Genomic DNA, 25657 nt, shown 5'->3' on the forward strand with positions numbered 1-25657 from the left:
CTAGCCCGGTCACGGGACCCCCGTTCCGGGCAGAACCGACGGCACACGCTCATGACCGTTCCACTCACGTACGCCGGTGTTCACCTGGCCTTCGTCCTGCCGCCGATCCTGGCTCTGGGCTGGCTCACGCTCCGACGCGATCGGGCCTGGCGGGGCGTTCGACCGCTCTCCGGACTCGGAATCATGATCGGCCTCGCCCTCGTCTACACGACGCCGTTGACGAATCACCTGATCCCCGAGGGCGTCTGGTGGTACGGCGAGGGGGCGGTCGTCGCGACCGTCTGGCACACTCCGATCGAGGAGTACCTCTTCTTCGTCCTCCAGCCGACACTGACCGCGTTCTGGTTGTTTCAGGTGCCAGCAACTGCCGATCGGTCGCTGGCGATCCCCCTCGCACATCGGCTGGTCGGCATCGCAGGCGGCCTCTCGATCGCCGGCGTCGGATGGTCGTTGACCGGCGACACCTCGACGTACTACCTCGGGTGGCTGTTGCTCTGGGCCGGTCCGGTCCTCGCCGTCCAGTGGGGATTCGGCCTCACGTACCTCTGGACCGTTCGTCGACCGGTAGTGGTCGCTATCGCCGTCCCGACGATCTACCTCTGGATCGTCGACCGGATCGCGATCGAACTCGGCATCTGGGTCATCTCGGATGGGCACACGATCGGATACACGCTGCTGGGCCTCCCCGCCGAGGAGGCGCTGTTCTTTCTCGTAACCAACGCCTTCATCGTTCAGGGAATCGTCATGTACATGTGGCTGCTCGATCGCGTCCACGAACACCCGTCCCTCTCCGGGGTGGTGGCCCGATTCGCCGCGAGTTCCGATGACCGGTGACACGATCCCTCGCAGCGGTGCCACCCGCGCAGGTGCCGCGGGCCGACGGCGGGCCGCCCGCCTGAGCCTCGGCTTCGGCCTGCTTCCCATCGTCGTCGCGATCTGTATTACGGCCGTCGCTGGCTCGCCGCCGCTCGCCTACCAGTACGTTCCGCTGGCACTCAGCGTCGTCGTCCTCGGGTTGCCCCACGGGGCCGTCGATCACCTCGTGTTGCCGAGGGCTCGGGGCGACCCCGTCACCGCCCGCTCGCTCGCGTTCGTCGGCCTCCTCTATCTGCTCGTCGGCACCGCGTACGCCGTCGTCTGGTTTCTCGCCCCCGCCGCCGCGTTCGTCCTGTTCATCTTCGTTACGGTCGTCCACTGGGGACAGGGAGACGTCTACGCCCTGCTCGCACTCGTCGGCGCCGAGCACCTCGAGGCGAGACTCGGCCGACTCCTCGCCCTCGTCGTCCGGGGTGGAATCCCGATGCTCGTCCCGCTGTTCGCGTTTCCGGCGCAGTACGCCTTCGTCGCCGAGACGCTCGTCGGGCTGTTCGACCCCGACGCGGCGGCTGCGCTCGAGCCAGCGTTCACTCCGCCGGTCCGGACGGCCGTCGCGATCGGTTTCGGTGCTGCGATCGCGCTCGCATTGCTCCTCGGCTTCGTCCGATCGGGGCCGGATGGCCGTGGCCCGTGGCTGGTCGATCTGACCGAGACGATCGGCCTCGTCGCGTACTTCGCGGTCGTGCCACCGATCCTCGCGATCGGCCTCTACTTCTGCTTCTGGCACGCCCTCCGGCACAGCCTTCGAACGATGCTCGTCGACCCCGTCGCCGGTGCGGCGCTCGAACGAGGGGGAATCGGGACCGCGTGGCGGCAGTTCGCCCGTGACGCCGCCCCGCTGACTGCGGGCGGACTGATCGTACTCGTGGGTATCGGCATCTCCGTCCCGCGGACTCCCGCGTCCGTCGCTGACGTCCTCGCGGTCTATCTGGTGACGATGGCCGTGCTGACGCTCCCGCACGTCGTCGTCGTGACGCTACTGGATCGAGAACAGCGGATCTGGTCGCCATAGGGCTCGGCCCGAACCCGACCCGAGAGTCGAGCATCGAACGCTCGCGGTAGGAGTACCTACGAGGGCACGACCGTGATCGGGTCCTTCCGATCGATCGCCTGCTCTAGCTCGTCGGCGATCGCGCTGCCCCGAGACACCTGAATTTCGCCGCCGCGGCTCACCGTCGCGGTGAAGAGGTAGTCGCCGGCGGCCTGTACCTCGACGGTCTCGCCGTGGTTCCCGTCGACGGGGATGACGATGTGGCGGGAGGTGATCTCGGGCTGGACCATCTGGCCGGTTCCACTGGCCCCGCTGGTACCGCCGCCGTTCGCGCTGCCTCCGCCAGCGCCGCCAGCGCCCGCGCCGTAGTTCGGGTTCTCGTCGTGGGTCCGGACGTCGATGTCGATCCCGAGCCGGTTCTCGATGTCGGTAATGCGACCGCCGCCCTTGCCGATGACGCTCGAGATGTCGTCCTCCTCGACGTAGACGACGGCCGTGTCCTGGCTCTTGAGCTGGACGTCGACGTAGCCCCGCGCGACCGATCGGATCTCGCGTTCGATCTCCTGTTTGGCGATGCGATCGACGCCGGACTCGCTGGCGGGACTGCCCTCCTCGTCAGTGAGGGGAACGGTGACGACCTGCCGGTTGAACGTGTAGATCTCGTACTCGGGTTCGCCGGTCTGGAAGTCCGTGACGAGGATGACCGGCCGGGCGAGGTCCTCCTCGGTCAGCCCCGCCGGGACCTTGACTTCCGTCTTGACGTCGTATACCTTCGCAATCTTGCCGGTCTCGACGTAGACGACGGTGTCGACGATCTGGGGGATCATCCCCAGTTCGACGCGACCGATGAGTCGCTGAAGGGCGTCGATCGGCCGGGTCGCGTGGACGACGCCGATCATGCCGACGCCCGCGAGACGCATGTCCGCGAAGACCTCGAAGTCGTTGGTCTTGCGGACCTCGTCGTAGATGGTGTAGTCGGGCCGGACCATCAACAGCGCGTCCGCGGTTTTCTCCATCTCGCCGCCCAGTTCGGTGTACTGGGTGATCTCGGGGCCGACCTGCAGGTCGCGCGGTTTCTCCATCGTCTTGACCGCGTACTCGTGGTCGTTGAGGTAGCGCGCGACCGCCTGGGCGAGCGTCGACTTCCCCGCACCGGGCGACCCCGAGATGAGGACGCCGCGCTGGCGCTCGAGGAGTCGTTCCTTGAGTTCGTCGGCGTGCTCGTAGTCCTCGATGTCGGTCTGGGCGATCGGCCGCACGGCCGTGATCTCGATGCCGTCCGCGAACGGCGGGCGGCCGATCGCGATCCGGTAGTCCCGGAACTGGACGATCTTCATGCCCGGTTCCGAAAGCTCGATGAAGCCGCCCGGGGCCTCCTTCGCGCCGTCGACGACCTCGCGAGCCCACTCGTCCATCTGTTCCTCGTCGGTCGGTTCGTCGGCGATCGGTTCGTAGCGCATCTCGCCGAGTTCGCCGCGCTTGGCCATCGGCACCGTGTCCGTCTTGAGGTGGACGCTCATCGTCTGGTCGTCGAAGAATTCCTCGACGGACAGCGTACCGACGTCCCTGGACTCGGGGGAGATGTGCTCGACGTCGAGGCCCTTCGCCCGGGCGACCTCGGCCTGGACGACGTCGCTGGTGATGAACGTGGCCTCGAGATCCTCTGCGATGTCGCGGATGAGCGCGTCGATCTCGCCCTCGGAGGCGTGGCCGCGCTCGATCGCGCTGGGCCGCTCGCCGACGTACTCGAGGTCGACGACGCCCTCGTCGGCGAGGTCGGCGAGCCGCTGGAGCTCTTCTAACCCGTCCCAGCCGGTCTCGATTCCGTCGTTGGCCTGCGCTTCGAGTTCCGCGACGACGGCTTCCGGCACCGAAATCGTCGCTCCCTCGAACTGCCCGTCTTCGATCGTCGCCGAGACGCGGCCGTCGATGACCACGCTCGTATCCGGCACGACGTGCATACCCGAACTCGGTCACGTACGCTCATAAGGGTGTTCACCCGCGGAGAGCGACTTGCCCCGCGGATCGTCGCTGTTTCCGGTACCTTTCGGAACTTCGTGACGTTCCAGTCCGGTGGGAAGTGACGGCGAAGCTTAACACCGGAGCCGAACGCTTTCGTGCATGGACTCCGACGTGTCGTTCGGTCGTGGCGGACTGAACCCGTATCTCGACGTCGACGAACTCGTCGAGGACATCGGACTCGACGAGGACGAGATCGCCCGGCGAAAGGAGTTTATCGGCTTCGATCGGGAGGACGAACGCCGTCTCTCCGACCTCGAGGAACTCCTGCGGGAGAATCGGACGGCGATCGCCGACGACTTCTACGAGAATCTCCTCCAGTACGAGGAGACCCGCGAGATCATCGATCGATCGCCGAAGGGCGTCGATGCCCTCAAACGGACCCAGCAGGCCTATCTCGTCTCGCTCGCGACCGGCGACTACGACCGGGCGTATTTCGAGAACCGGGCCCGGATCGGCAAACTCCACGAGTTGCTCGACATGCCCCTGAAACACTACGTCGGGCAGTACGGCGTCTACTACGACCTCATCATGTCGCGGCTGAACGAGCGCGTCCAGGACCAGGTCGTCGCTGCGATCGAAGAGTGGGCTGCGGACCGCGAGACCGAGCGCGACGACGGTCTCGATCGGCTCGTCGGCGCACTGGGCCTCGGCGAGAGCGAACGCGACGACGGGGGCGGTCTCGACGAGTCGTTCGAGGAGACGATCCGGGAAGCGATCGACGACGGGATGATGGACGTCCTCGCGCTGTTGCGGATCCTCAACCTCGACCTGCAGGTCGCCACCGACACGTACCTCGACTCCTACGCCCAGCGCCTCGAGGATTCGATCGAGCGCCGCGAACGGCTCGCACGTGACGTCGAAGCCGACGTCCAGGAGCCGATCGACGAACTGCGCGAGGCGAGCGCGGTCGTCGCACAGCGTGCCGAGACGATCAGCACGCACGCGGCGACCCAGGCTGCGTCGATCGATCGGGCGGCGAGCGAGGTCGGCGAGGCGAGCGCTGCGATCGACGCGGTCGCGAGCATCGCCGACGAGGTTCACGCCGAGAGCCAGCGCACCGAGCGCCTCGCCGCCGACGGGGTCGACGCGGCCGACGAGGCGCTCGCGGAACTCGAGACGATCGAAACGGCCGTCGACGACGTCTCGTCGGCGGTCTCGTCGCTCGAGGACCGCACCGACGAGATCGACGGGATCGTCGATCGGCTGGACGACCTCGCCAAACGAACGTCGATGCTCGCGAAGAACGCCAGGATCGAGGCGTCCCGCGACCCGAGCGGGTCCGAGGCGACCAGCGCGCTCGAGGTCATCGCGAACGAGGTCGGGTCGTTCGCCGAGCAGACCCAGTCCGACCTCCGGGCGATCGAAGATACCGTCGAATCGGTCAGGGCTGACGCTGCAGCCACGATCGAGACGGCAGACGAAACGGTCGCGCGGGTCGACACCGGAACCGAACGGATTCGCGACACGGTCGACTCGCTCGAGGCGATCCACGAGTCGGCCCGGTCGACGGCGACCGGCATGGACGACGTCGCGGCGGCGACGGACCAGCAGGCACGCAGCGTCGAGTCGATCGCGGATTCGATCGCCGAACTCTCCGAGACGGCCGATCAGGTGGCCGGCGCAGCCGAGTCGGTCGCCGCGGCCAGCCAGGAACAGACCGCGAGCCTGCAGGACGTCGGCGAGAGCGTGGATCGGCTGACGAGCGACGACGATCCCGATCGAACGCCGGTGTACGAGAAGGTGCAGTGAGAGGCGCCGCTTGCGCGTGCGGGACGGTGCCGCCGCCGGTGGTCTCAACTCCCTGGCCTCCGAAGACGCCCGCATGACGATCGTCGATCTGACGCGCGAACTCGTTTCGATCCCGAGCCACGAGGACGAGACCGGGGCTGGCGATCGAATCGAAACCTGGCTCCGCCGGGAGACCGACGCCGACGTGCGGCGGGACGAGGTCGGTAACGTGATCGCACGCGAGGGAACCGGCGGGGAGACGCTGGCACTGGTCGGCCACCACGACGTCGTCGCGCCGGCGGACTCGCAGGTGACCGACGCTGGCGACGATAGCGGCGAGTACGTCGTCGAGGAACGCGACGGTCGGCTCTACGGTCGCGGGACCGCGGACATGAAGGGGGCCGTCGCGGCGGCCATGATCGCCTTTCGAGACAGCGAGGTCCCCGGCACCTCGGAGCACCGGCCGGAGTTCGGCGACGCCGATCCGGCCGGAGAACTCGTCTTCGCGAGTTTCGTCGGCGAGGAAGTCGGCGGCGTCGGCGCACGCCACGCGATCGAGCAGGGGTTCGCGCCCGACTACGCGATCGTCGGGGAAGGCTCGACGGGGTACTCCGCGCCCGGCGTCACCGACGTCGCCGTCGTCCACAAGGGCCGTCGGGGGAGTACGATCACCGCCAGCGGCGAATCCGCTCACGCCAGCGAGGCCGAGGCCGGCGAGAACGCGATCTACCGCGCGACGGACGCCGTCGACCTGATCCGAGATCTGGAACCGCCCTCGATGGAGGTCGCCGGCGAGACGATCACGGGTAGCGTCGTCGTCACCGAAATCGAGGGTGGGACCGCGTGGAACGTCGTCCCCGATCGCTGTGCGATCACGGTCGACGAGCGGACGGTTCCCGGCGAACGCGCCCCGATCGAACGGGTCGAGGAACTCCCTGGCGTCGAGTGGACCGTCGAACAGGACCTGCCGCCGATGCGGTGTGGGGACGAAGCCTTCGCCGAGACGGTCCTCGACGCGGCCGACGCCGCCCAGTCCGGCGCACCCGAACTCGTGACGAAACCGCACGCGACCGACGCCGGCTGGCTCGCCCGGGCCGGGACGGAGTGTGTCGTCTGCGGGCCGGCGGAACCCGGCGAGGCCCACACCGACGACGAGAGCGTCTCGATCGACGTCCTCGAGCGCTGTACCGAGATCTACCGACGGGCGGCCGAGGGCTGGCTCCGGTAACCGTTCGGATACTGGACAGGGGATAGTGAAAAAGACAGTACAATCCACGGAACCGGCCCCGTCACCGTTCGAGCGGAGATCGAGGAGGAGCGAGCGCAGTTTCAGGAGCAGAGAAACGAAATGGAAGAATTCGTCTCGGAATCCGCCCTCGCTTCACTCGCAGTCCGATCGCGCCTCGCGTTCCGTCACGTTCTCGCTCCCGCACTGCGGGCACTCCGCCTGGTCCGCGTAGAACCGCTCCCCGCAGTCCTCGCAGGCGTACGGTGCCTCCTCGGCCGCGGTCCGTTTCGCTTCCTGGGTGAACTGGCCGACCTTTCGCCCGAGGTCCTCGAAGAATCCCATTTGCCGTGTCTTGTCCGTCGAGGCGGTTAACGGTGTGTGTCCGGACCCGTGGTGAAGCCGGTCAGACGCCGGGGATGCCGACCGCTTCGAACCCGGTGATCCCGACCGCAGCGAGGGCGTACAGGCCGATCAGGACGGTAACCCACGCGACGAGGCCGATCATCGCAGCGGCGGTCCAGTCGCCCGGATACCGGACGTTGATCACGGCGATGTACGCCAGCAGGGCGAGCAACGGCCCCAGAAGCGGGATCCAGCCGACGAAGAAGCCGACGACCGCCCAGACGATCGCTCCGATCAGGGCGGTGACGATGGCGTGATCGTAATTGCCCGCGCCGACGATCACTCGCGCACCGACGTAGATGCCGAGCGCGCCGATGAGCAGGCTGACGAAGAACACGATGACTGATGATGCGACTACCATATCTCGAAAACACGTCAGTCCGAGCGAACAGGTCACGGCTTGCACGTTCTACGCCCACTTCAGAGTATTCTCTCTCGCCGTGGCCGCCCGCGAGCGCGTGAACGAATCGGTAGCTGGACGGTCACGCGATTCGGTAGTCGAGTCGTTCCGAGAGGACGGGAAGCGATCCGTGCCGTTACGGCAGGGCGGAACGGGGACCACGACGTTGATACCATTGCCTCGGCAAGTAGGTCTCGATGGCGACAGATCAGGCCTCACAGGAGACGGACGATACGTACGAACGGTTCGAAGAGCGGGTCACCCGCATCTCGAACGTCGGCAACGCCGCCGGCATCCTGCGGTGGGATCAGGAGGTCGTAATGCCCGACGAGGGGACGCCCGCACGGGCACAACAACTCTCGACGCTGTCCTCGCTCAGCCACGACCTCCTGACCGCGGACGAGACCGGGGATCTGCTCGACGAACTGGAGGGGAGCGACCTCGAAGACGATCGGGCCGCGGTCGTCCGTGAGGTTCGCCGACAGTACGATCGGGAGACCAGCGTCCCGGGGGAACTCGTCGAGGAAATCTCCGCGACGACCGCGAACGCCCACCCGACGTGGAAGCAGGCCAGGGAAGAGGACGACTTCGACCACTTCGCGCCCACCCTCGAGAAACTGGTCGAACTCAAGCGGGAGTACGCGAACCACATCGATCCCGACGCCGATCCCTACGCCGTGCTCTTCGCCGAGTACGAGCCGTACCTCGACCTCGAGACGGCCGAACGGGTGCTCGAACGGCTGCGCGACGAACTCGTCCCGCTGATCGACGCGATCGACGACAGCGACGCGGACCTGGCGACCGATGCGTTCGCGGGCGAATTCGAGGACGACGATCAGGAGGCGCTCGCCCGCGACGTCCTCGACTCGCTCGGCTACGACTGGGATCGCGGCCGCCTCGACACCGCCCCGCACCCGTTCTCCTCCGGCACCCAGTTCGACGCCCGCGTGACGACCCGCTTCGAGGAGGACGACCTGCTCGGGTCGATCACCTCCACGATCCACGAGTTCGGCCACGCCAACTACACGCTCGGGCTCCCCGACGAGGGCTACGGCACCCCGCTCGGCGAGGCGCGCGACCTCTCCGTCCACGAATCACAGTCCCGCCTCTGGGAGAACCACGTCGGCCGATCGCGTCCCTTCTGGGACCACTTCCTGCCGATCGCCCGCGATCGGTTCCCGGAACTCGAGGACGTCTCCCCCGAGGAGGCCTACGAGGCCGCGAACCAGGTCTACGACGACAACCTCATTCGCGTCGAGGCGGACGAACTCACCTACCACCTCCACATCGTGATCCGGTTCGAGATCGAACGCGCGCTCATCTCGGGCGACCTCGACGTCGAAGACGTTCCCGAAACGTGGAACGACAAGTACGAGGAGTACCTCGGCGTCCGTCCGGAGACCGACGCCGAGGGCTGTCTGCAGGACATCCACTGGTCGCACGGCTCCTTTGGCTACTTCCCGACCTACTCGCTCGGCTCCGTCCTCGCGGCGCAACTGTACGCCGCCGCCGAAGACGATCTCGGCGACCTCGACGACGCCGTCCGCGAGGGTGACTTCAACGAATTGAACGGCTGGCTCCGCGAGAACGTCCACCAGCACGGCAAACAGTACACCACCCCCGACCTGATCGAGCGGGCGACCGGCGAGGAATTCACGGCGGATTACTTCCTCGACTACGTCCGGTCGAAGTACGGCGACCTGTACGACCTCGGCGGCTACTGAATCGGCCGCCTCCCGCCGAACGAGTGCGGCGATCGTTCGCGGCGATCCGACACGCGACGGCTCAGACCTGCGATTCGATCGCCGTTCCGTCCCGGGTCGATCGCAGACCGAATCGTCGGACTCAGAGGACGAGGAATCGCAGCACCCACAGTGCGATCATCCCGGTGGCGATCGTTGCGAAGACGTTCTCCGTCCGCCACGCGACCGCGGCGGCGACCGCGCCAGCGAGCAGGTGCTCGTCGAGGAGCGTCGCCTGGACGGTCGGGCCGAGCGTGACGAGTGCGGGTGCGACGAGTGCTGCGAGCACCGCCGCCGGAACGAATCGGAGCAGCTTCTGGAGGCGCGTCGGCATCTCGCTGATCCGTCCGAACAGGTAGATGAAGGAGAATCGAACGGCGAACGTCGCGACGCCGATCGCGACGATGACGCCCCAGATTGCGACGGGACCGCGGTCGATCATCGATCGACGCCCCTCGCCGAGAGCAACCCGGCTGCGATCCCCGCCAGTGCGCCGACCAGCAGCCCGAGATTGAACGGAACGTCCGCGGCGACGATGGCAACTGCGCCGCCAGCGATCGCGGCGACGGTCCGAGGGCGGTCTTTCATCGCCGGAACCAGGAGTGCGAGAAAGACCAGCGGGACGGCAAAGGAGAGCCCCCACGACTCGGGAACGCCGGCGCCGACGACGACCCCGAGGGCCGTGCCGACGATCCAGACCAGCCAGATACTCGCGGCGACTCCCAGATAGTACGACCGCCTGTCACGGTCGCGATCGTCGGCGTACTCGGCGATCGACATCGCGTACGCCTGATCGGTGAGCAGGTAGGCGAGGTACGCGCGAGTCCGACGGCGGTACGTTCGGAAGTGCGGTGCGATCGACGCCGAGTACATCAGCATCCGCAGATTGATCACGACCGCAGTCGCGACGACGACCGCCAGCGGCGCGTTCGCGCCGAGCAGTTCGATCGCGGCCAGCTGGGACGCCCCCGCGAACACGATGGCCGACATTCCGACCGCCTGCGCCGGCGTCATGCCGACGTCGGCGGCCGCGATTCCGGTAACGAGGGCGAACGGAACGATCCCGAGCTGAAGCGGGAGCGCGTCGAGTACGCCCGACCGAAGATCCTCGTTCATACCGACGCTCACGCTACTCGCATCAAAACGGTATCGAACTGGCGGTCGCGCGAGAATCTCCACCACGCCGGCGCAGTGCCACGACGGCGTCGCAGTTCGAGTCGAACCGGACGAACACGTCGTGGCGTCGCTTCTTCGAAGCACCCAATGTCCTGGCCGGAGATGACCGCCACATGGCATCGGAAAACCGACTCGATGAGCGAACGGCGATCGTTACCGGCGCGAGTTCCGGTATCGGCGCGGCGACCTGTCGCGCGCTCGCAGACAGGGGCGCGAACGTCGTCCTCGCGGCCCGCAGCGAGGACCGACTGGCGGAACTCGCCGACGAACTCGAGACGACCCACGACGCCGAGACGCTGGTCGTCCCGACGAACGTCCGCGACGAGGCCGCCGTCGACGACCTGATCGCCGAGACGGTCGAGACCTTCGGCGGCATCGACGTGCTCGTGAACAACGCCGGCCTCTCCCGCGGGACCGACGTCGCCGAACTGACGACCGAGCAGTTCGAGACGATGCAGGAGACCAACGTCGACGGCGTCTTCTACGCCACGCGGGCGGCGATTCCACACGTTCGGGAGCGGTCGGGCCACCTGATCTTCGTCGGGAGCTTCGCCGGCCAGTACCCCCGATCGTTCAACCCCGTCTACGCCGCCTCGAAGTGGTGGGTCCGGGGCTTCGCCAAGAGCGTCGCCGCGCAGGTCGGCGGCGACGGCGTCGGCGTCACGGTCGTCAATCCGTCCGAGGTTCGAACGGAGTTCGAGACCGCGGACGGGACGACGTTCGCCGAGGCCTTCGACCCGAACGAGGCCACCGAACCCGAGGAAATCGCCGACGCGATCGTCTTCGCCGCCTCGCGCGAGGGGGCGAGCGTGAGCGAACTCGACCTCTACCGGCGGGACAAGTTCGTCGACACGTTCTGAGTGCTCACGATCGGTTTCCAGGGGGAGCGGTCGATCCGGGATCGACGAACGCGAATCGCTCGTATAAAACGAGGCTGAACATGCCGACTGTGGACTCACCCGCGGCGAGTCCGACCGTTCGCGTATGCGAGTCTCGATCCCGGGCTTCGACGGCCTGTACTTCGACACCGACGCGGAATCGCCCGCCGTGAATATCGCCCTGACCGCCGCGGGGCGGCGCGCACCGAAACCGCAGGGGTACGCGGTGCAACTGCTGCCGTACCTCTGGTCGTTCGACGTCGACCTGCGGGAGGTGCCGAACGACCACCCGATCCAGTACCTCCACCCCGAGGGTGCCCGGAGCCTCGGCGAACTGTCGGCCGATCGGACCGTCCGACAGGTTGGTACCGAACTCGAGTCAGTCCTCCGGTTCGTCTGGGCGGTCAACCGGGAGGTCGAGATGGCGACGAACCAGCTCGTCGGCCGCGAACCGAACCACGACGGCGTCGTCATCGAGATCGACGAGGGATCGGTCACCGCGGACGGCGAGGAACTCGGGACCGACGAGTTCGACGTCGAGGAACCCGCCAAAAGCGTCGGTTCGGACGCCGGTATCGGCTCCCGATCGGTGACCGAGATCGAGATCGAGGACGGGAACCCCGGTGCGGACGCGGACGCGACCGACGATGACGTCGGACTCGGTTCAGCCGGCGACGACGACGAATCTCGTCCTGCCGACGACGATTGACGCTTCGCCTCGAGGCCCGACCTTGCGCCCTGACGTCGACCGCCGGGACGCCGCTGTTTTTGGTCTCGGCGTCCCTACCACCGGTATGCGAATCGTCACGACGCTCCCCTCGGCGACCGAGACCGTCGCCGCGCTCGGCATCGAACCCGTCGGCGTCTCCCACGAGTGCGACTATCCCCCCGGCGTCGAGTCGCTCCCGTCGATTACCCGATCGCGAATCGACGCCGACGCCTCGAGCGCCGAGATCGATCGGCAGGTACTCGAAACGGCAGAGACCGAGGACGGCGTCTACGACGTCGACGTCGAGACGCTCGACGATCTCGATCCGGACCTGATCGTCACGCAGGGAATGTGCGACGTCTGTGCGGTCGACGAGATCGTCGTCGCGAACGCGATCGAGCAAATCAACGAGGCGCGACGCGCCTCGAGCAGTCGGACGGAGTCCGACGACGACGCGGATCCCGAGGTCGTCACCACCGATCCCCACTCCGTCGCGGACGTGCTCGACGACCTCGATCGGATCGGCCGGGCGACCGGCCGCGAAGATCGCGCTCGAGAGGTCCGACTGGAACTCGAGGAGCGCATCGACGCTGTCCGGGAGCGTACGGCAGACATCGACGCCGGCGAACGCCCGCGAGTAGCGATCTTCGACTGGACCGATCCCGTGATGATCGCGGGCCACTGGACGGCCGAACTCGTCGACTGGGCGGGTGGCGAGTACGGATTGGCCGACGTCGGCGAGCGCTCTCGCCCGCGGGAGTGGGACGATATTCGCGAGTACGATCCCGAGGTCGTGATCGTCGCCCCCTGCGGGTTCGGGCTCGACCAGATCGCCGCGAACCGGAGCGACCTCACCGATCGCGAGGGGTGGACCGATCTCGCGGCCGTACGGGACGGGCGTGTCTGGGCGCTCGACGGCCACCACTACCTCAATCGGCCCGGTCCGCGGCTCGTGGACACGCTCGAGGCCATCGCAGGAATGGTCCGACCCGATCGGTTCGGCGCGCCGGACCGGGACGTCGCGGTCCCGTTCGACGACCTCGAGTCGATCGGAACGGGGATCGCCGATACCGCGGAGACTGGCGACGCTGACACCGCGAGCAACTCGCGAGCCGAGGTCGACTGAACCCGTGATCGTTCTCCCGACGGCGATTCGCGACGCGATCGTCGAACGCGCCCGCGAGGGGCGCCCCGACGAGATCTGTGGCGTTCTCGGCGGGGAGTACGACCCCGACGGCCGGAGCCGCGTTCGATCGCAGTATCCCGCGGCAAACGTCGCCGATCGACCCCGGACGCGCTACCGGATCGACCCCGAGGAGCAACTCGCGATCTTCGAGCGCCTCGAGGACCGCGACGAGGAAATCGTCGGCTTCTATCACTCCCACCCCCGCGGCCCGCCGCGTCCGAGCGCGACCGACGAAGCGCGGGCCACGTGGCCCGATCGATCGTACGTGATCGTCTCGCTGGAGCCGTTCGAAGTCGGCTCGTGGCGCTGGCGGGCGGACGGTATCGACGACCGGTTCGAGCGAGAACGAGTTCCGATCGAGTAACGGGACGGCCTCAGACGTCGTCCGCTTTCTCCTCCAGTTCGGATGCCTTCGCTCGCGCCTCGGCCGCCTGGTCGCGGAACTCCTCGATCTGCTGGCTCAGCTTCTTCCCGACGCGGTACTTGAAGTCGTCGGGCATCATCCCGTACTCGATGTCGAGCGTGACCATCGTGTCACAGCCCTCGACGATTTCGGGTGCCCAGCTTCCCTGTGCCAGTTTCGACTCGTCCGTGACGATCGCGTCGCCGTCCTCGACGTCGATGAACGCCGTCACGGTGTTCCAGATGTCCGGGTTGCTCGTGCTCGCCTCGTCGAACAACCCTTCGAGTCGCGACTCCGGGATCGGTTCGTCGCGAAGTTCCACGACCAGGTCCTCGAGCGCGTCGGCCAGGTCCTCGTACTCGGCCGCCTCCTCGCGAAGGGCGGCCGCTCGCTCGCTCGAACTGTCCCCCGTCATCGGACGCCCTCCGTCCCGTCGGTGTCGGCGATCATGTGTGGGACGGTACCCGCTTCGGCACCGTAAACGTACGCTTCCGGTCCGCGGCCCCGTTTCCGACCGGAGGCAATCTCCCGATCGCGTCACGACGGTTCCTGCAACGCGTCCGGCACCCAGCCGCGGTTGGGATCGTCCGTCTCGTGCATCCACTCGATCAGTCGCTTCCGCATCGCCGATCGAGCGTCGGCGTACTCGGGGTGGTCGATCAGGTTCTGGAGTTCGGCGGGATCGCGCTCGAGGTCGTACAGTTCGTCGATATCGGGGCCGTTGTAGACGTACTTGTATCGGTCCGTACGGACCATTCGCTGGGTGTAGAGGCCGAACTCCTCGCCGTGGTACTGTGCGAAGGTCGAGTCGGGCCGGCCGTCCGGGTCGTCGCCCCTGAGCAGCGGAACGAGACTGCGGCTGTGGAACGACTCCGGGATCGAGACGTCGGCCATCTCGAGGATGGTGGGCGCGAGATCGTGCAGGTGGACGGGGTACTCGCAGACCGATCCCGGCTCGGTGGCGCCCGGCCAGCGCACCTGCAGCGGGATGCGGTAGGTGTCGTCGTACATCAGCGGCCCCTTGTTGAACTGGCGGTGGCCGCCGACGAAGTCGCCGTGATCGGACGTGTGGATCACCGCGGTGTCGTCGGTCAGGCCGTGTTCTTCGAGGGCGTCGAGGATCCGCTCTAGCTGGTCGTCGATCAGCGTCACGAACCCCCAGTACTTCGCGATCACTTCGGCCCAGATGTCCCAGTCGAACCCCCTGACGCCGCGGTAGTCGACGAAGTTCTCGTGGACCTGGGGCTTCCCGTCGAACGTCTCCGCGTAGCTCTCCGGCGGCTCGATCGCGTCGGGGTCGTACATCGAGGCGTACGGCTCGGGGATCACGTAGGGGTGGTGTGGGCCGTAGAAGTCCGCCCGGTGGAAGAAGTGACCGTCCCGACCGTCGGTCGCGTGGGCCTCGATCGCGTCGATCGTCCGCTCGGCGAGGAAGTACGCGCGGGTGTCCTCGACGTCGATCGGGGCTTTCGCGGCGACGAAGGTGCCTTCGCCGCCGCCGGTGTAGACCGCCTCCTCGAACTCCACCTCGTCGATCGGCGTTCCGCGCTCCTCGCGGTACTCGCGAAACGCGTCGTCGATGTCGTCGTGGTGGACGTCGCTTCCCCCGAGGTAGGAGAAGCCGAAATCCTCGGGCGTCTGATCGTTGCCGACGTGCCACTTGCCCGTGTACGTGAGTTCGTAGCCGCTATCGCTCGTCGCGAGCGCCTCCGAGAAGGTCGGGATCACGGACGGCAGGTTCGCCCGGATCGCGTCGGCCTCGTGACTGTTGTTGAGCATCCCGTGTCCGTGCGGGAACTGCCCGGTCAGCAGCGACGCGCGAGCGCTCGTACAGATGCTGATCGGCGTGCACGCGCGCTCGAATCGCATCCCCTCGCTCGCGAGGCGATCCATCGTCGGCGTCTCGACCGGCGGCCCGTCCGGTGCACTGCAATCGTAGCGCTCCTGATCGGTGAGGACGAGCAGGACGTTCGGCGTGTCGACCATCGGATGCCGTACACTGGCCCGATAGTTAATGCTGGCCCGGCCCGGCCGCTCCAGGGCTCCGGCGAGAACAAATACGCGCGACATATGAACCGGCGCATTCAGCCCGATCGCCCTCGAAATCACGACCGTGCCGATCGCGTACTGTGATGCCTGTGACTGGCAGCGAGAAGCGAGCGAGGACGAGATCACGGAACTCGGGCGGGCCATGATCGACCACTACGTCGAGACCGGCCACAGCCCGATCGAGCGGCGTGACGCGGCCGACCGCGTCACGACCGGCGATCGAATCGATCCGGGGTCGGGGACCGTCGATCGGTCCCGCCGGTAGGGGACGGGAGAATCGATCGGGTTCGCACCCGAGAGAAACGGTCGGTTGCTATCGAACGGCGAGCGGACGGGATCCGATCGCCGGGCACAGTGGTCGAGTCTCGGACATCCGGGAGAGAGTCACTGGTAGCGGTTCGAGTGGTCGGCCGGGCATGGCCCCCGCGCCATCAGCCGAACAGGTAGCGGAGCCACGGCCGCCGTTGCACGAACTCCAGCTGTTCGAGGTAGGCGTCGACGCCGAGGATGCGGCCCGCGGCGAAGACGCCGACGATCACGAACAACATGAGACCCATCAGGTCCCCGTTGACGTAGCCGTGCGCCCAGTCGGCGTTGCCCAGGTAGAACAACGTCATCAGGACGCCGCCGAAGAAGGCGGCGAGGCGCACGAGCGCTCCCAGGACGAGTCCCAGTCCGATGAGGAACTCGCCGAGGGGGATCATCACGTTGGTGAACTCGAGCAGCCAGGGCGTCCCGGCGACGATCTCGAACAGCCACGCGATGGGCGACTCGGCGTTCTGCAGGTAGCCGGCCGCGTTGAACGGCTCACCCGCGACGAACGCGAACTTCCCCCACCCGCTGGTGAGGAACCAGTACCCGACGATCAGTCGCACGCCGACCATCACGTAGCCGGCGACCGAGTCGGCGTACTCGAACTCCTGCTGTTTCCCGAGCCACTGTACGGTTGCTTGATTGGTTGCCATTGGTCGTCACCTCACAGATGAGAGTTGGCTCTCTCGGAGGTTAATACCGGCTGTAACTCCCATTCGGCAGGAACGCGATCGATTCCCCCACTCGATGGAGGGTCTTTAATAGCGATGCTTCGCACGCAGACGTGAGTCGCTCAGGCGACGTCCTCGTAGGTCGGCCGGTCCCGATCGCCGGGGAACTCGTCGACGGGAACCTGGACCTGGTCGCCCGAGTCCATGTCCTTGATCGTCACTTCGTCGTTCGCGAGGTCCTGTTCGCCGACGATGACGACCGTCTCGGCGTTGATCGAGTCGGCGTAGTCGAGCTGGCTGCCGAACGATCGCCCCGCGATGTCCGTCTCCACGACGTGGCCGCGATCGCGCAGTTCCCGAGTGATCCGGGCGGCCTCCGATCGGGTGTCGCCGACCTGGAGGACGTAGTACTCGGTCTGGACCTCCTCGTCGGGCCAGACCCCCGCCCGCTGCAGGAGCAGGGACAGCGTCGCGAGTCCCGGCGCGACGCCGACCGCAGGGGTCGGCTGGCCGCCGAACCCCTCGATGAGGTCGTCGTAGCGGCCGCCCCCGAAGATCGATCGGGAGACCTCGCCCGTGGAGTCGAAACACTCGAAGACGACGCCGGTGTAGTAGTCCAGCCCGCGGGCCGTTTCGAGGGAGATGGTACAGTGCTCGCGCGCGCCGAAATCCTCGGCGGCCGAGAGGACGTTCTGGAGGTTCTCGACGGCGGCGGTGACGCGATCGGTCTCGGCGAACGCCTCGACCGCGTCGAGGTCGCCGCTGGCGATGAGGTCGTCGAACTCGGCGGCCTGGTCGTACGTGAGGCCGGCCTCGACGAGCAGGTCGTGGTACTCGGCCCGTGAGATCTTTTCCGACTTGTCGACCGCCCGGATCGCCTCGTCGACGTCCACGTCGGCGTCGTACGTCTCGAGGACGCCGCCGAGGATGTCCCGGTGAGAGATGCGGAATTCGAAGTGCTCCTCGGTCAGGCCGAGACCGGTCAGGGCGTCGGCCGCCCACGCGAGGATCTCGGCGTCGGCCTCGGGTTCGCTCGAGCCGAAGATGTCGACGTTCGTCTGGTAGAACTCGCGCTGGCGACCCTGCTGGACCTGCTCGTAGCGCCAGAAGGGACGCGTCGAGAACCACTTGATCGGCTTCGACAGTTCCTGCTGTTTCGCGACGACCATCCGCGCCACGGTGGGGGTGAGTTCCGGGGTCAGCGTCACGTGGCGGCCGCCCTGGTCCTCGAACGCGTACAGTTCGTCCACGATCTCGTCGCCGCTCTTGTCGGTCCACATCTCGGCCCGCTCGAGGGCCGGGGTCCCGATCTCGCGGAAGCCGTACCTCCGCGCGGTCTCCTCCAGGACGTCGATGGTCGCCCGCCGCGCGGCCATCTCGCCGGGATAGAAGTCTCGAAAGCCCTTGATCCGGTCGTACATGACAGGGCGTTCGCCGAGGGCGAACTTCTATCCTTCCTTTGGGCTCGATTCCGCGTCCCGACCGTCCGATTCGCCCTGCCGATCGGTTCGGTCGATACTCCTGCCACGTGATTCTCGAAATACTCGGGAGGACCGTACGGTAGTCAGGTACTCCTCGAGACTCCTCGAGAGTGGCTTGCCCGGTTCGCCGACGCGACGATCGTCTTCACCGATCGGCACCCGGTAGCGGGGGTCTCCGTCCGAGATCGACTCACCGTCGGGAGGGACGGCCGATCAGGACCCGCCGAACGCGTCGCTGGCCACACGCGTGACCGTCGGGCGCCCGACCAGTTCCAGGTCGGCCGTCGGACTATCCGGCGTCGGATCGATACCCAGCAGATCGTCGATGACGGCCCCGTCACCCGGAACGACCGTCACAGACGGTTCACCGGACGTGATCTCCATCTCGGTCGACGACTCCTCGGGTGCGGTCCCCGGAACCGTCGCCGAGTCGCCGGACGAAATCGCGGGCGTACATCGATCGTCGTCGGGTTCTCGATCGTCGGTTCGTCTCCGATCGTCGGCCCCTCCCCGGTCGTCCGATGCCTCGGTCGGTTCGACCGCCGCGTCCTTCAGGTTTCCGAGCAGGTCTGTGACGCCCGTCTCGTCGGCGTCGTTCCCGACCGGATCGTGTCTCCCGCCGCCGGCAATTAGCTCCGCCGGCGTGTCGGCACCGGCCGCCTCGAAGATCGCGTCCGGATCGGGGTCGACGTCCGCGAAGACCTCCTGGACTGGCGTGCGTTCGCTCATGCGTCCACCTCCCACGACATCGGGTTTCGTTATGGCGCGACTATCGTACGGAACGAACAGTAATGAATTCATTAACGTTCCCGCCGTCACCGGGATCTCGCGGCCGGTCGCGAATACCAGTACGGGCCGGTCCGTCAGCGAACGTCCGTGACGTACGTCTGCTCGTGCGCCGGGAAGAAGTCGGCTACCTGCTCTGGCCCGTCCGCCTCGGCGACGAGCGATCGCAACTCGGCCTCGTAGTCGGCCCGGTCGATCTCCTCGCTCGGGCCGACCGTCACCTCGAGACGGGCGTCGACCAGCTGGTCGACTGCGGTCCGGCCGAAGCCCGACAGCGGAGCGATGTACTCGATGCCGTGACGATCCTCGAGGCTCTGGGCCTGCGCGCGCGAGACCGTCGGCACCCGATCGTCCCGCCTGGTTCCGTCGGCGATCGCGTCGAACCCCTGGCCGGCCAGCCGTTCGAGGGCGTGCTGGTGAACCAGCTGGATGCCGTTGCGGGGGAAGCCGTCCTCGCGGATCCGATCGACGGCCTCGTGGGCGACGTCGGGATCGAGATCGAGCCGTTCGAAGGCGAAGCCGACCGTCTCCGCGGTGTCCCTGGCGTGACGCCAGTCGTCGGTGACGCCGAAGTGGCCGGTCACCAGCGTGACGTCGTAGAACTCGTCGAGGAGAAGCGCTGCGAGCGTCGAGTCCTTCCCGCCGCTGTAGAGCAGTCCGAGGTCCATTACCGGCGCTTGATATCGAAGCTCTTCGAATCGGGCTTGAGCTCCTGGAGGAGCTGTTTCATCTTCGCGTCGTCGATCTTGCCCTGGATGCGCCCCGATCGAGCGAGGGTGACGACCTGCCGTTCGACCTGTTCGCCGAACTGCGGCTTGCTCATCTTGACGGTGTTGAGCCGCTTGCGGGCGTCGTCGGTCAGGTGCTGGCGCAGGAGCGCGTTCTTCTGGGCCTCGGCCTGCTGCTGGGCGGCCTCCTGGGCCTCGCTGTCCTGCTGGGCCTCGGCCTGTTCCTGGAGCTGCTCCATCTTCTTCTGTCGGAGTTCCTCGAGTTTCTCCTCGTCGGGTGATCCGCTCATAGCTATATCCCAGTTTTGTCCTGCAGACGGGAAAATGATTACGGACCGCGGAAAGTGAGATCTCTCGACGTGAGCGACGTCGTGAAAACGAAACTACTCGGTGATCGTCTACGCGTAGCGCTCGAGTTCCGGGCGATCGAGTTCTTCGAGGACCTCGCCGGCGGTGTCGTCGAGCAGGCTCTGCCCCTCGGGGGTGACGCGGCGGCCCTCACCCTCCGCGATGTCGACGAGGTCTTCGTCTTCGAGCTGCTGGAGGATGGTTCGAATGAGGTTCTTCGAGCCGTCGGCGCGCTTGTCGGGTGCGACGCGGTAGCGGGTCGAGCCCTTCTTCGAGCCACCGTATTCGGTCGAGAGTCGTTCGACGCCGACGGGTCCGCGATCGGCGACCTTGCGCAGGAGGCTCGCGGCGCGGGTCGCCCAGAAGTCCTCCTGTTCGGGCGGGAGTTCGCGATCGACGCCGGTCTTTACGAACTCGCTCCAGTCGGGTTCGTCGAGTCGGTCCTCGAGGTCCTCGGCGAGCGCCTCGATGAGGTCGTCCGCCGGAACGTCGTACATCGTAGCCATTGGCGTGTGATTCCCGTCGGCGGCATTTAAGGCCATCGTATTCTGCGAGCGTGGTCGCCGTTCTCGACGGGTCCGGGTCGTTTTTCGCCCTGGACGCGAAACGGTCGGTATGGACGAACGTGCCGCCCTGGCACTACTGGCGGACGAACTCGATCCCGTCGGCGACGACGCGGCGATCGTCGACGGGCTGGTCGTGACGACGGACATGCTCCACGAGCGGACGGACTTTCCGGACGGAACGACCAGGTATACGGCCGGCTGGCGGTCCGTCGGGGCGTCGCTGTCGGACGTCGCGGCGATGGGTGCCGAGGCGATCGCTGCGGTCGCCGCCTACGCCGCGCCGGAATTCGATCCCGAGGAGCTGCTCGCGTTCGTTCGCGGCGCGAGCGACGTCTGCGAGGGCGTCGGCGCCGAGTACGTCGGCGGCGACCTGGACGGCCACGACGAGTTCACCGTCTCGACGACTGCCATCGGACGAACGGCCGACCCGGTCCGTCGAAGCGGAGCCCGGCCCGACGACGTCGTCTGCGTCACCGGGACGCTGGGCAGAACTGCGGCGGCGCTCGCCTTCTTCGATCGGGGGGATCACGACCGCGGGAACGACCTGTTCCGGTTCGAGCCGCGGGTCGCTACCGGCCGGGCGCTCGCCCCCCACGCGACGGCCATGATGGACTCGAGCGACGGCCTCGCCCGATCGCTCCACCAGCTCGCGGACGCGAGCGACTGCGGGTTCGCCATCGAGTCGGACCCGATCCCGATCGACGATGCCGTTGCCGAAACGACTGCCGGCGAGGACGAGGCACTCGAACGGGCGACGACGTTCGGCGAGGACTTCGAACTCGTCTGTACGATCCCCGAGACCGAGGTCGAGACGGTTCGTGCGGCGACGACCGTCCCGGTAACGCCGATCGGCTCCGTCGTCGCGGACGGGGTCACGCTGGACGGGGAGCCGCTGGCCGATCGCGGGTACACGCACTGAGATATCTCACCGTCGATTTGGACGACCGGGACCGAGACCATCGGCAGCCAGCGACCGACTACCCGATCATCTCGATCGGGACCGGCATGAAGCAGAGCGCACCGAGGGCGAACGTGATGGCGCCCAGCAGGAACCGGCCGCGGCCCAGGCTCTCGTCGTCGACCGGCTGGGCGGGACCGACCGCCGCGATCACGGCGGTGAGCAGTCCCCAGAACACCCAGATGAACACCCCGTACCAGCCGTGTCCCACCACGTAGTAGAGGTACGCCGCGAGACCGAAGAGGACACCCGGAACGATCGCCGCGATCGTCTCCTGGAACTCGCCGGCCATCGCCCGGAGGATGTGGCCGCCGTCTAACTGGCCCACCGGGATCAGATTGAGGAACGTGACGAACATCCCGACCCAGCCGCCGACGACGACCGGACTCACCGCGGTCGTCGGATCGTCCCGGTACAGCGGCTGGTCGAACAGCGCCGCGAGCCACTCCAGTAACAGCGGATAGCCGAGGCTAATCTGGATCGCGTCGGGATCGTTGACTATCCCCGGAGGCGCGGTGACGGGTGGCAGGTGCAACCCGATCACGGTGACGGCGATCGTCGCGATCAGCCCGGCCAGCGGTCCGGCGACGCCGATGTCGAACAGCGCCTTCCGATCGGGCATCCGCCCTTTCATCTTGATCACCGCACCCATCGTCCCGATGAGCGACGGGACGGGGATGAAGTACGGCAGCGAGGCGTCGACGCGGTGGTAGCGGCTCATCACGTAGTGGCCCATCTCGTGGACGCTCCAGACGCCGAGCACCGCAGCGGTAAACGGCCACGCGCGTACCAGCTCCGTCGGATTGGAGCCCGGATCGAGGTAGTACCACTGGGCGCCGGCAAACAGCGTGGAGACGATCGTCGCCAGGAAGAGCAGCAGGTTCGTCCACGGAACCCCGTCGATGCCGATCTCCGTCGGTTCGGCGACGAGGACGTACTCGCCGTGGCGGATCGTCAATTCCGGTTCGTACCCCGCTTCCCGAAACGCTGGCCACAGCTCGCGGATCACCTGCTCCGGCGGGTGGAGCGGATCGCCGTAGTAGACCAGTCGGTCGTCCTCGGTTCGCGTCTCGTAGATGGCAAACACGGACTCGATGCGATCGATCGGCGGGCCCGCATCGAGTACCGGTCCGTCACGCGCGGACGGCTCGAACCTGGACGAATCGACGTCCTCCATCACTCGTGATTACTCGTCCCCTCGTATAAATCGACTGTCGTCGGCAGGAGTTCCCGTCTTCGACGGGAGGTGCGTCCTCACGCCGACGTACCAGTCGTGACGACAGGAACGAAGCGAGACGCGCCGACGGGGACCAGCACGTCGGGCGGCAGCGTCGAGGCGTGATCGTCGGGTCGTCGGCGATGCCGGATGGCGTCGGCGACCGACGCGCCGGCACGGCGGGCGATGCGGTGATCGCAGGGTGTGCTGTTGGGTGAGGTGTACGGTGTTGGGTGAGGTGTACGGTGTTGGGTGAGGTGTACGGCTGTGTTACGCGTGCGTGTACCGATGGACGATCAGGCGGGTTCGACGCGCCACGTGGTCGCGCTCGTGTACGACCACTTCTCGATCTCGAGATCGGTCGCGGATTCCGAGAGCTTGACCATCAGCGCGCCGATCTCCTTCGGGGACATCCCGACGTCGTCTGCGATGAACTTCCCTTTGAAGTACAGTTCTCCGTCTTCTGCGCGTTCGCGCAGGTAGCGTTTCAGGCGGTGTTCTTTGCTTTCCGTGGAGGGGTGGGCTGTCGTGCTCATCGACATCCACCCGTTGTGGGAGAGATATGTTATAAAGAACGGATGGTTAGCGGCGTTTCGATTGCATTCAGATATACAGCGGTTAATGGACCTTTTAGTCTAGTTCACAGTAACTTTTACGAAGTCCTCAGAATCGGTTAGATTTTTTAAAACCGATTCTAATGTATTATCGTGCTGGCAACGATCGCGTCGGATCGTCCGTCACTGCGTCAGTTCCGTAACTTGAATCTACCATCGATAGCCGAATAGAAAGCCCTTGCGATCGGTCGCGGAACGGTCGCGAGAACCCTTGTGATCGATCACGGTTCGGATGCAAAAATCTCTGCGGTCGATGCGAAACGATCACGAACGTTCGTGAACCCAGTACTCGTCCTCGACCGTGACTTCCTTCTTGAACAGCGGCACCTCGTCTTTCAGGCGGTTGATCCCGTCTTCGACCGTCCGGAACGCCTCGTCGCGGTGTCCCGCGAGGACGACGACGAAGACGATGTCCTCGCCGTCCCTGACGACGCCGGTCCGGTGGTGGAGTTCGACCGCGAGAACGCCGTCCCGCGATTCGAGTTCGTCTTCGATCGTGGCCATTCGTCCGTCGGCGACGCCCTCGTACTTCTCGAACTCGAGGAACTCCGTGCGGGCGTCGTCCGGGTCGTCTTTCGCGCGCACTCGGCCGGTGAAGGTCGCGATGGCACCCGATCGCTCGGCCTCCGGGGAGCGTTTGACGCGAGCGACGAGCGAGTCGAGCGTCTCGTGTGGGTCCGTGGCCTCGAGTGCCGTTACGAGTTCGTCCGGGTCGAGTTCTCCGGCCCGTTCGACCGTCGCGAGCACGTCGTCCCGTTCGTCGGCGTCGTCGGGGCCCACGGCGAGCACGGGGTACTGGAGGTCCGGGACGCCGGTGACGACCGCGTAGTCACAGTCCGGTGCCAGCGCGTCGATGGCGTCGCCGACGGACATCCCCGTCCCCGAGGCGGTCCAGTCGCCGTCGGCACCCAGCCCGTAGGTGACGTCGCCGCCGATCGTGAGCGCCTCGTGAGCGCCGTCCGCGATGGTCGCGTCATATCGGACCACCCCGACTCGCCCGTCGCGGGCGAGTCGATCGACGACCCGATCGACGACCTGCTCGTGTCTCTCGTCGCCGGCCCCCCGGTCCAGACAGCCGAGTACGTACATATACGAATAGATGGTGCGGTCACACTTTGTAGCTGTCGCCGCGCGTCGTCCCTGTCAACTCTTTCCCGCCGGATCGCGTACGTGCAGATATGACACACCGGATCGGCTTCACCGGCGACGTGATGCTCGGTCGACTCGTCGACGATCGCCAGCGTCGGCGCTCCATCGACGCGGTGTGGGGATCCGTCCTCGATCGACTGCGCGCGCTCGACGGACTGGTGATCAACCTCGAGTGCGTGCTCTCGACCCGCGGACAGCAGTGGCAACGGACCCACCGCCCGTTTCACTTCCGGGCGAACCCCGACTGGGCCGTGCCGGCGCTCGAGCGCGCCGGAGTCGACGGTTGCGCGCTCGCGAACAACCACGTGCTCGACTACGAGGAAGTGGCGTTGCGGGACACGATCGACCACCTGGACGAGGCGGGCATCGCCCACGCCGGCGCGGGAGAAACGATCGACGAGGCGCTCGATCCGGCCGTCGTGTCGATCGGCGATGTCGATCTCGCGTTCGTCTCGTTCACCGACAACACCCCGGAGTACGCGGCCGACGAGGAATCGCCGGGAACTGCCTGGATCGAGATGAACGTCGACGACGAGGAAACGCGCCGCCGAGTCCAGGACGCGCTGGAACGGGCACGCGAGACGGATCCGGACCTGCTCGTCGCGTCACTACACTGGGGGCCGAACATGGTCACGGAGCCGCCCGAATCGTTTCGGGAATTCGGTCGCTGGCTGGTCGAAGCGGGCGTCGACCTGATTCACGGCCACAGCGCCCACGTCTTCCAGGGGATCGAGGTCCACGAGGGGGCCCCGATCGTCTACGACGCTGGCGACTTCGTCGACGACTACGCGGTCGACGCCGAGTTGCACAACGATCGGGGGTTCCTGTTCGAGGCGTCGGTGACGGGCGACGGGACGCCGACGGAACTGCGGCTCCGGCCGACCGAGATCGACGGCTGTGCGGTCCACGAAGCGAGTCCGGACGCGGCCGCCTGGTCCCGCGATCGAGTGCGCGAACTCTCCGCCGAGTTCGGGACGAGTTTCGATCGGGACGGGGAGGCGCTCGTCCTCCCGCTCGACGAGTGAGGCGGCGAGGGTC

28 protein-coding genes are annotated in these 25657 nt (G+C 66.7%); 12 read left to right on the forward strand and 16 right to left on the reverse strand.

All coding sequences use genetic code 11. From position 1 onward, the window contains the following. Positions 1 to 51: 51 nt before the first annotated feature. Positions 52 to 834, forward strand: coding sequence for a lycopene cyclase domain-containing protein (locus MUG98_RS19260; RefSeq protein ID WP_265109040.1), 783 nt, complete (start codon positions 52 to 54; stop codon positions 832 to 834). After that, entirely contained in the window at positions 824 to 1888 is a 1065-nt protein-coding gene (locus MUG98_RS19265; protein ID WP_265109041.1) for a Brp/Blh family beta-carotene 15,15'-dioxygenase, read from the forward strand. Before MUG98_RS19260 ends, MUG98_RS19265 begins: the two co-directional genes overlap by 11 nt. Positions 1889 to 1944: 56 nt before the next feature. Here MUG98_RS19265 and MUG98_RS19270 read toward each other — a convergent pair whose 3' ends face one another. Beyond that, on the reverse strand, positions 1945 to 3828 hold the full coding sequence (locus tag MUG98_RS19270) for a PINc/VapC family ATPase (protein WP_265109042.1): 1884 nt from the start codon (positions 3826 to 3828) through the stop codon (positions 1945 to 1947). A 160-nt stretch (positions 3829 to 3988) separates the two neighbouring features. Here MUG98_RS19270 and MUG98_RS19275 point away from each other — a divergent pair, with 160 nt between their 5' ends. After that, complete coding sequence (locus MUG98_RS19275) at positions 3989 to 5638, forward strand: globin-coupled sensor protein (RefSeq protein WP_265109043.1); 1650 nt, start codon at positions 3989 to 3991, stop codon at positions 5636 to 5638. Between the two features lie 73 nt (positions 5639 to 5711). Continuing rightward, positions 5712 to 6845, forward strand: a complete 1134-nt coding sequence (locus tag MUG98_RS19280) for a M20 family metallopeptidase (RefSeq protein WP_265109044.1) — start codon at positions 5712 to 5714, stop codon at positions 6843 to 6845. Positions 6846 to 6998: 153 nt separating this feature from the next. Here the strand turns inward: MUG98_RS19280 and MUG98_RS19285 are convergent, their stop codons facing one another. Together MUG98_RS19285 and MUG98_RS19290 are read right to left on the reverse strand one after the other, a co-directional pair. Beyond that, complete coding sequence (locus MUG98_RS19285; RefSeq protein ID WP_265109045.1) at positions 6999 to 7187, reverse strand: hypothetical protein; 189 nt, start codon at positions 7185 to 7187, stop codon at positions 6999 to 7001. Between the two features lie 61 nt (positions 7188 to 7248). Then, on the reverse strand, positions 7249 to 7608 hold the full coding sequence (locus tag MUG98_RS19290) for a hypothetical protein (protein WP_265109046.1): 360 nt from the start codon (positions 7606 to 7608) through the stop codon (positions 7249 to 7251). A 236-nt stretch (positions 7609 to 7844) separates the two neighbouring features. Between MUG98_RS19290 and MUG98_RS19295 the strand changes: the two genes are divergently transcribed. After that, positions 7845 to 9371 (forward strand): carboxypeptidase M32, encoded by a 1527-nt coding sequence (locus MUG98_RS19295; protein ID WP_265109047.1) that lies wholly within the window; start codon positions 7845 to 7847, stop codon positions 9369 to 9371. 121 nt (positions 9372 to 9492) lie between these two features. On the opposite strand, the gene MUG98_RS19300 is transcribed toward MUG98_RS19295, so the two are convergent. Both MUG98_RS19300 and MUG98_RS19305 read right to left on the reverse strand, forming a co-directional pair. Then, positions 9493 to 9831, reverse strand: a complete 339-nt coding sequence (locus MUG98_RS19300) for an AzlD domain-containing protein (RefSeq protein WP_265109048.1) — start codon at positions 9829 to 9831, stop codon at positions 9493 to 9495. Then, positions 9828 to 10505 (reverse strand): AzlC family ABC transporter permease, encoded by a 678-nt coding sequence (locus tag MUG98_RS19305; protein ID WP_265109049.1) that lies wholly within the window; start codon positions 10503 to 10505, stop codon positions 9828 to 9830. The genes MUG98_RS19300 and MUG98_RS19305 overlap by 4 nt, the downstream gene beginning before the upstream one ends. Before the next feature lie 173 nt (positions 10506 to 10678). On the opposite strand from MUG98_RS19305, the gene MUG98_RS19310 reads away from it, so the two are divergent. From MUG98_RS19310 to MUG98_RS19325, 4 genes are all read left to right on the forward strand, one after another. Next, positions 10679 to 11425 (forward strand): SDR family oxidoreductase, encoded by a 747-nt coding sequence (locus tag MUG98_RS19310; RefSeq protein WP_265109050.1) that lies wholly within the window; start codon positions 10679 to 10681, stop codon positions 11423 to 11425. A 124-nt stretch (positions 11426 to 11549) separates the two neighbouring features. After that, positions 11550 to 12152, forward strand: a complete 603-nt coding sequence (locus tag MUG98_RS19315) for a hypothetical protein (protein WP_265109051.1) — start codon at positions 11550 to 11552, stop codon at positions 12150 to 12152. An 85-nt stretch (positions 12153 to 12237) separates the two neighbouring features. After that, positions 12238 to 13278 (forward strand): cobalamin-binding protein, encoded by a 1041-nt coding sequence (locus tag MUG98_RS19320; protein ID WP_265109052.1) that lies wholly within the window; start codon positions 12238 to 12240, stop codon positions 13276 to 13278. 4 nt (positions 13279 to 13282) lie between these two features. After that, complete coding sequence (locus tag MUG98_RS19325) at positions 13283 to 13702, forward strand: desampylase (protein WP_265109053.1); 420 nt, start codon at positions 13283 to 13285, stop codon at positions 13700 to 13702. Positions 13703 to 13712: 10 nt separating this feature from the next. On the opposite strand, the gene MUG98_RS19330 is transcribed toward MUG98_RS19325, so the two are convergent. Then, entirely contained in the window at positions 13713 to 14156 is a 444-nt protein-coding gene (locus MUG98_RS19330; RefSeq protein ID WP_265109054.1) for a hypothetical protein, read from the reverse strand. A 122-nt stretch (positions 14157 to 14278) separates the two neighbouring features. Next, entirely contained in the window at positions 14279 to 15727 is a 1449-nt protein-coding gene (locus tag MUG98_RS19335) for a sulfatase family protein (protein WP_265109055.1), read from the reverse strand. Between the two features lie 127 nt (positions 15728 to 15854). Here MUG98_RS19335 and MUG98_RS19340 point away from each other — a divergent pair, with 127 nt between their 5' ends. Beyond that, on the forward strand, positions 15855 to 16055 hold the full coding sequence (locus MUG98_RS19340; protein WP_265109056.1) for a hypothetical protein: 201 nt from the start codon (positions 15855 to 15857) through the stop codon (positions 16053 to 16055). A 166-nt stretch (positions 16056 to 16221) separates the two neighbouring features. Here the strand turns inward: MUG98_RS19340 and MUG98_RS19345 are convergent, their stop codons facing one another. The 6 genes from MUG98_RS19345 to MUG98_RS19370 all read right to left on the reverse strand — a co-directional run bounded on the left by MUG98_RS19345 (position 16222) and on the right by MUG98_RS19370 (position 20622). Continuing rightward, complete coding sequence (locus tag MUG98_RS19345; RefSeq protein WP_265109057.1) at positions 16222 to 16755, reverse strand: DoxX family protein; 534 nt, start codon at positions 16753 to 16755, stop codon at positions 16222 to 16224. A 140-nt stretch (positions 16756 to 16895) separates the two neighbouring features. Then, positions 16896 to 18194: a histidine--tRNA ligase gene (hisS, locus tag MUG98_RS19350; protein ID WP_265109058.1), complete on the reverse strand. Its 1299-nt coding sequence runs from the start codon at positions 18192 to 18194 to the stop codon at positions 16896 to 16898. Positions 18195 to 18467: 273 nt separating this feature from the next. Beyond that, the gene (locus tag MUG98_RS19355; RefSeq protein WP_265109059.1) at positions 18468 to 18983 is read right to left on the reverse strand and encodes a hypothetical protein; all 516 of its coding nucleotides are present in this window, start codon (positions 18981 to 18983) and stop codon (positions 18468 to 18470) included. Between the two features lie 134 nt (positions 18984 to 19117). After that, positions 19118 to 19708 carry a DUF7411 family protein gene (locus MUG98_RS19360; RefSeq protein ID WP_265109060.1) on the reverse strand — a complete coding sequence of 197 codons (591 nt, stop codon included), beginning with the start codon at positions 19706 to 19708 and terminating at the stop codon, positions 19118 to 19120. Continuing rightward, complete coding sequence (locus MUG98_RS19365; RefSeq protein ID WP_265109061.1) at positions 19708 to 20058, reverse strand: DNA-binding protein; 351 nt, start codon at positions 20056 to 20058, stop codon at positions 19708 to 19710. The genes MUG98_RS19360 and MUG98_RS19365 overlap by 1 nt, the downstream gene beginning before the upstream one ends. A 108-nt stretch (positions 20059 to 20166) precedes the next feature. Then, the gene (locus MUG98_RS19370; RefSeq protein WP_265109062.1) at positions 20167 to 20622 is read right to left on the reverse strand and encodes a 30S ribosomal protein S19e; all 456 of its coding nucleotides are present in this window, start codon (positions 20620 to 20622) and stop codon (positions 20167 to 20169) included. 109 nt (positions 20623 to 20731) lie between these two features. Here MUG98_RS19370 and thiL point away from each other — a divergent pair, with 109 nt between their 5' ends. Beyond that, complete coding sequence (gene thiL / locus MUG98_RS19375) at positions 20732 to 21601, forward strand: thiamine-phosphate kinase (RefSeq protein ID WP_265109063.1); 870 nt, start codon at positions 20732 to 20734, stop codon at positions 21599 to 21601. Positions 21602 to 21659: 58 nt separating this feature from the next. Here thiL and MUG98_RS19380 read toward each other — a convergent pair whose 3' ends face one another. The 3 genes from MUG98_RS19380 to MUG98_RS19390 form a co-directional block, all read right to left on the reverse strand. Next, positions 21660 to 22817 (reverse strand): site-2 protease family protein, encoded by a 1158-nt coding sequence (locus tag MUG98_RS19380; RefSeq protein WP_265109064.1) that lies wholly within the window; start codon positions 22815 to 22817, stop codon positions 21660 to 21662. Positions 22818 to 23152: 335 nt separating this feature from the next. Further along, positions 23153 to 23398, reverse strand: a complete 246-nt coding sequence (locus MUG98_RS19385) for a DUF7123 family protein (RefSeq protein ID WP_265109065.1) — start codon at positions 23396 to 23398, stop codon at positions 23153 to 23155. Between the two features lie 336 nt (positions 23399 to 23734). Continuing rightward, positions 23735 to 24559: a molybdopterin synthase gene (locus MUG98_RS19390; protein ID WP_265109066.1), complete on the reverse strand. Its 825-nt coding sequence runs from the start codon at positions 24557 to 24559 to the stop codon at positions 23735 to 23737. A gap of 89 nt (positions 24560 to 24648) precedes the next feature. Between MUG98_RS19390 and MUG98_RS19395 the strand changes: the two genes are divergently transcribed. After that, positions 24649 to 25644, forward strand: a complete 996-nt coding sequence (locus tag MUG98_RS19395) for a CapA family protein (RefSeq protein ID WP_265109067.1) — start codon at positions 24649 to 24651, stop codon at positions 25642 to 25644. The last annotated feature ends 13 nt before the right edge of the window (positions 25645 to 25657 follow it).

Origin of the sequence: Halosolutus halophilus (assembly GCF_022869805.1) — an archaeon.
In the GTDB taxonomy this organism is placed as follows: domain Archaea; phylum Halobacteriota; class Halobacteria; order Halobacteriales; family Natrialbaceae; genus Halosolutus; species Halosolutus halophilus.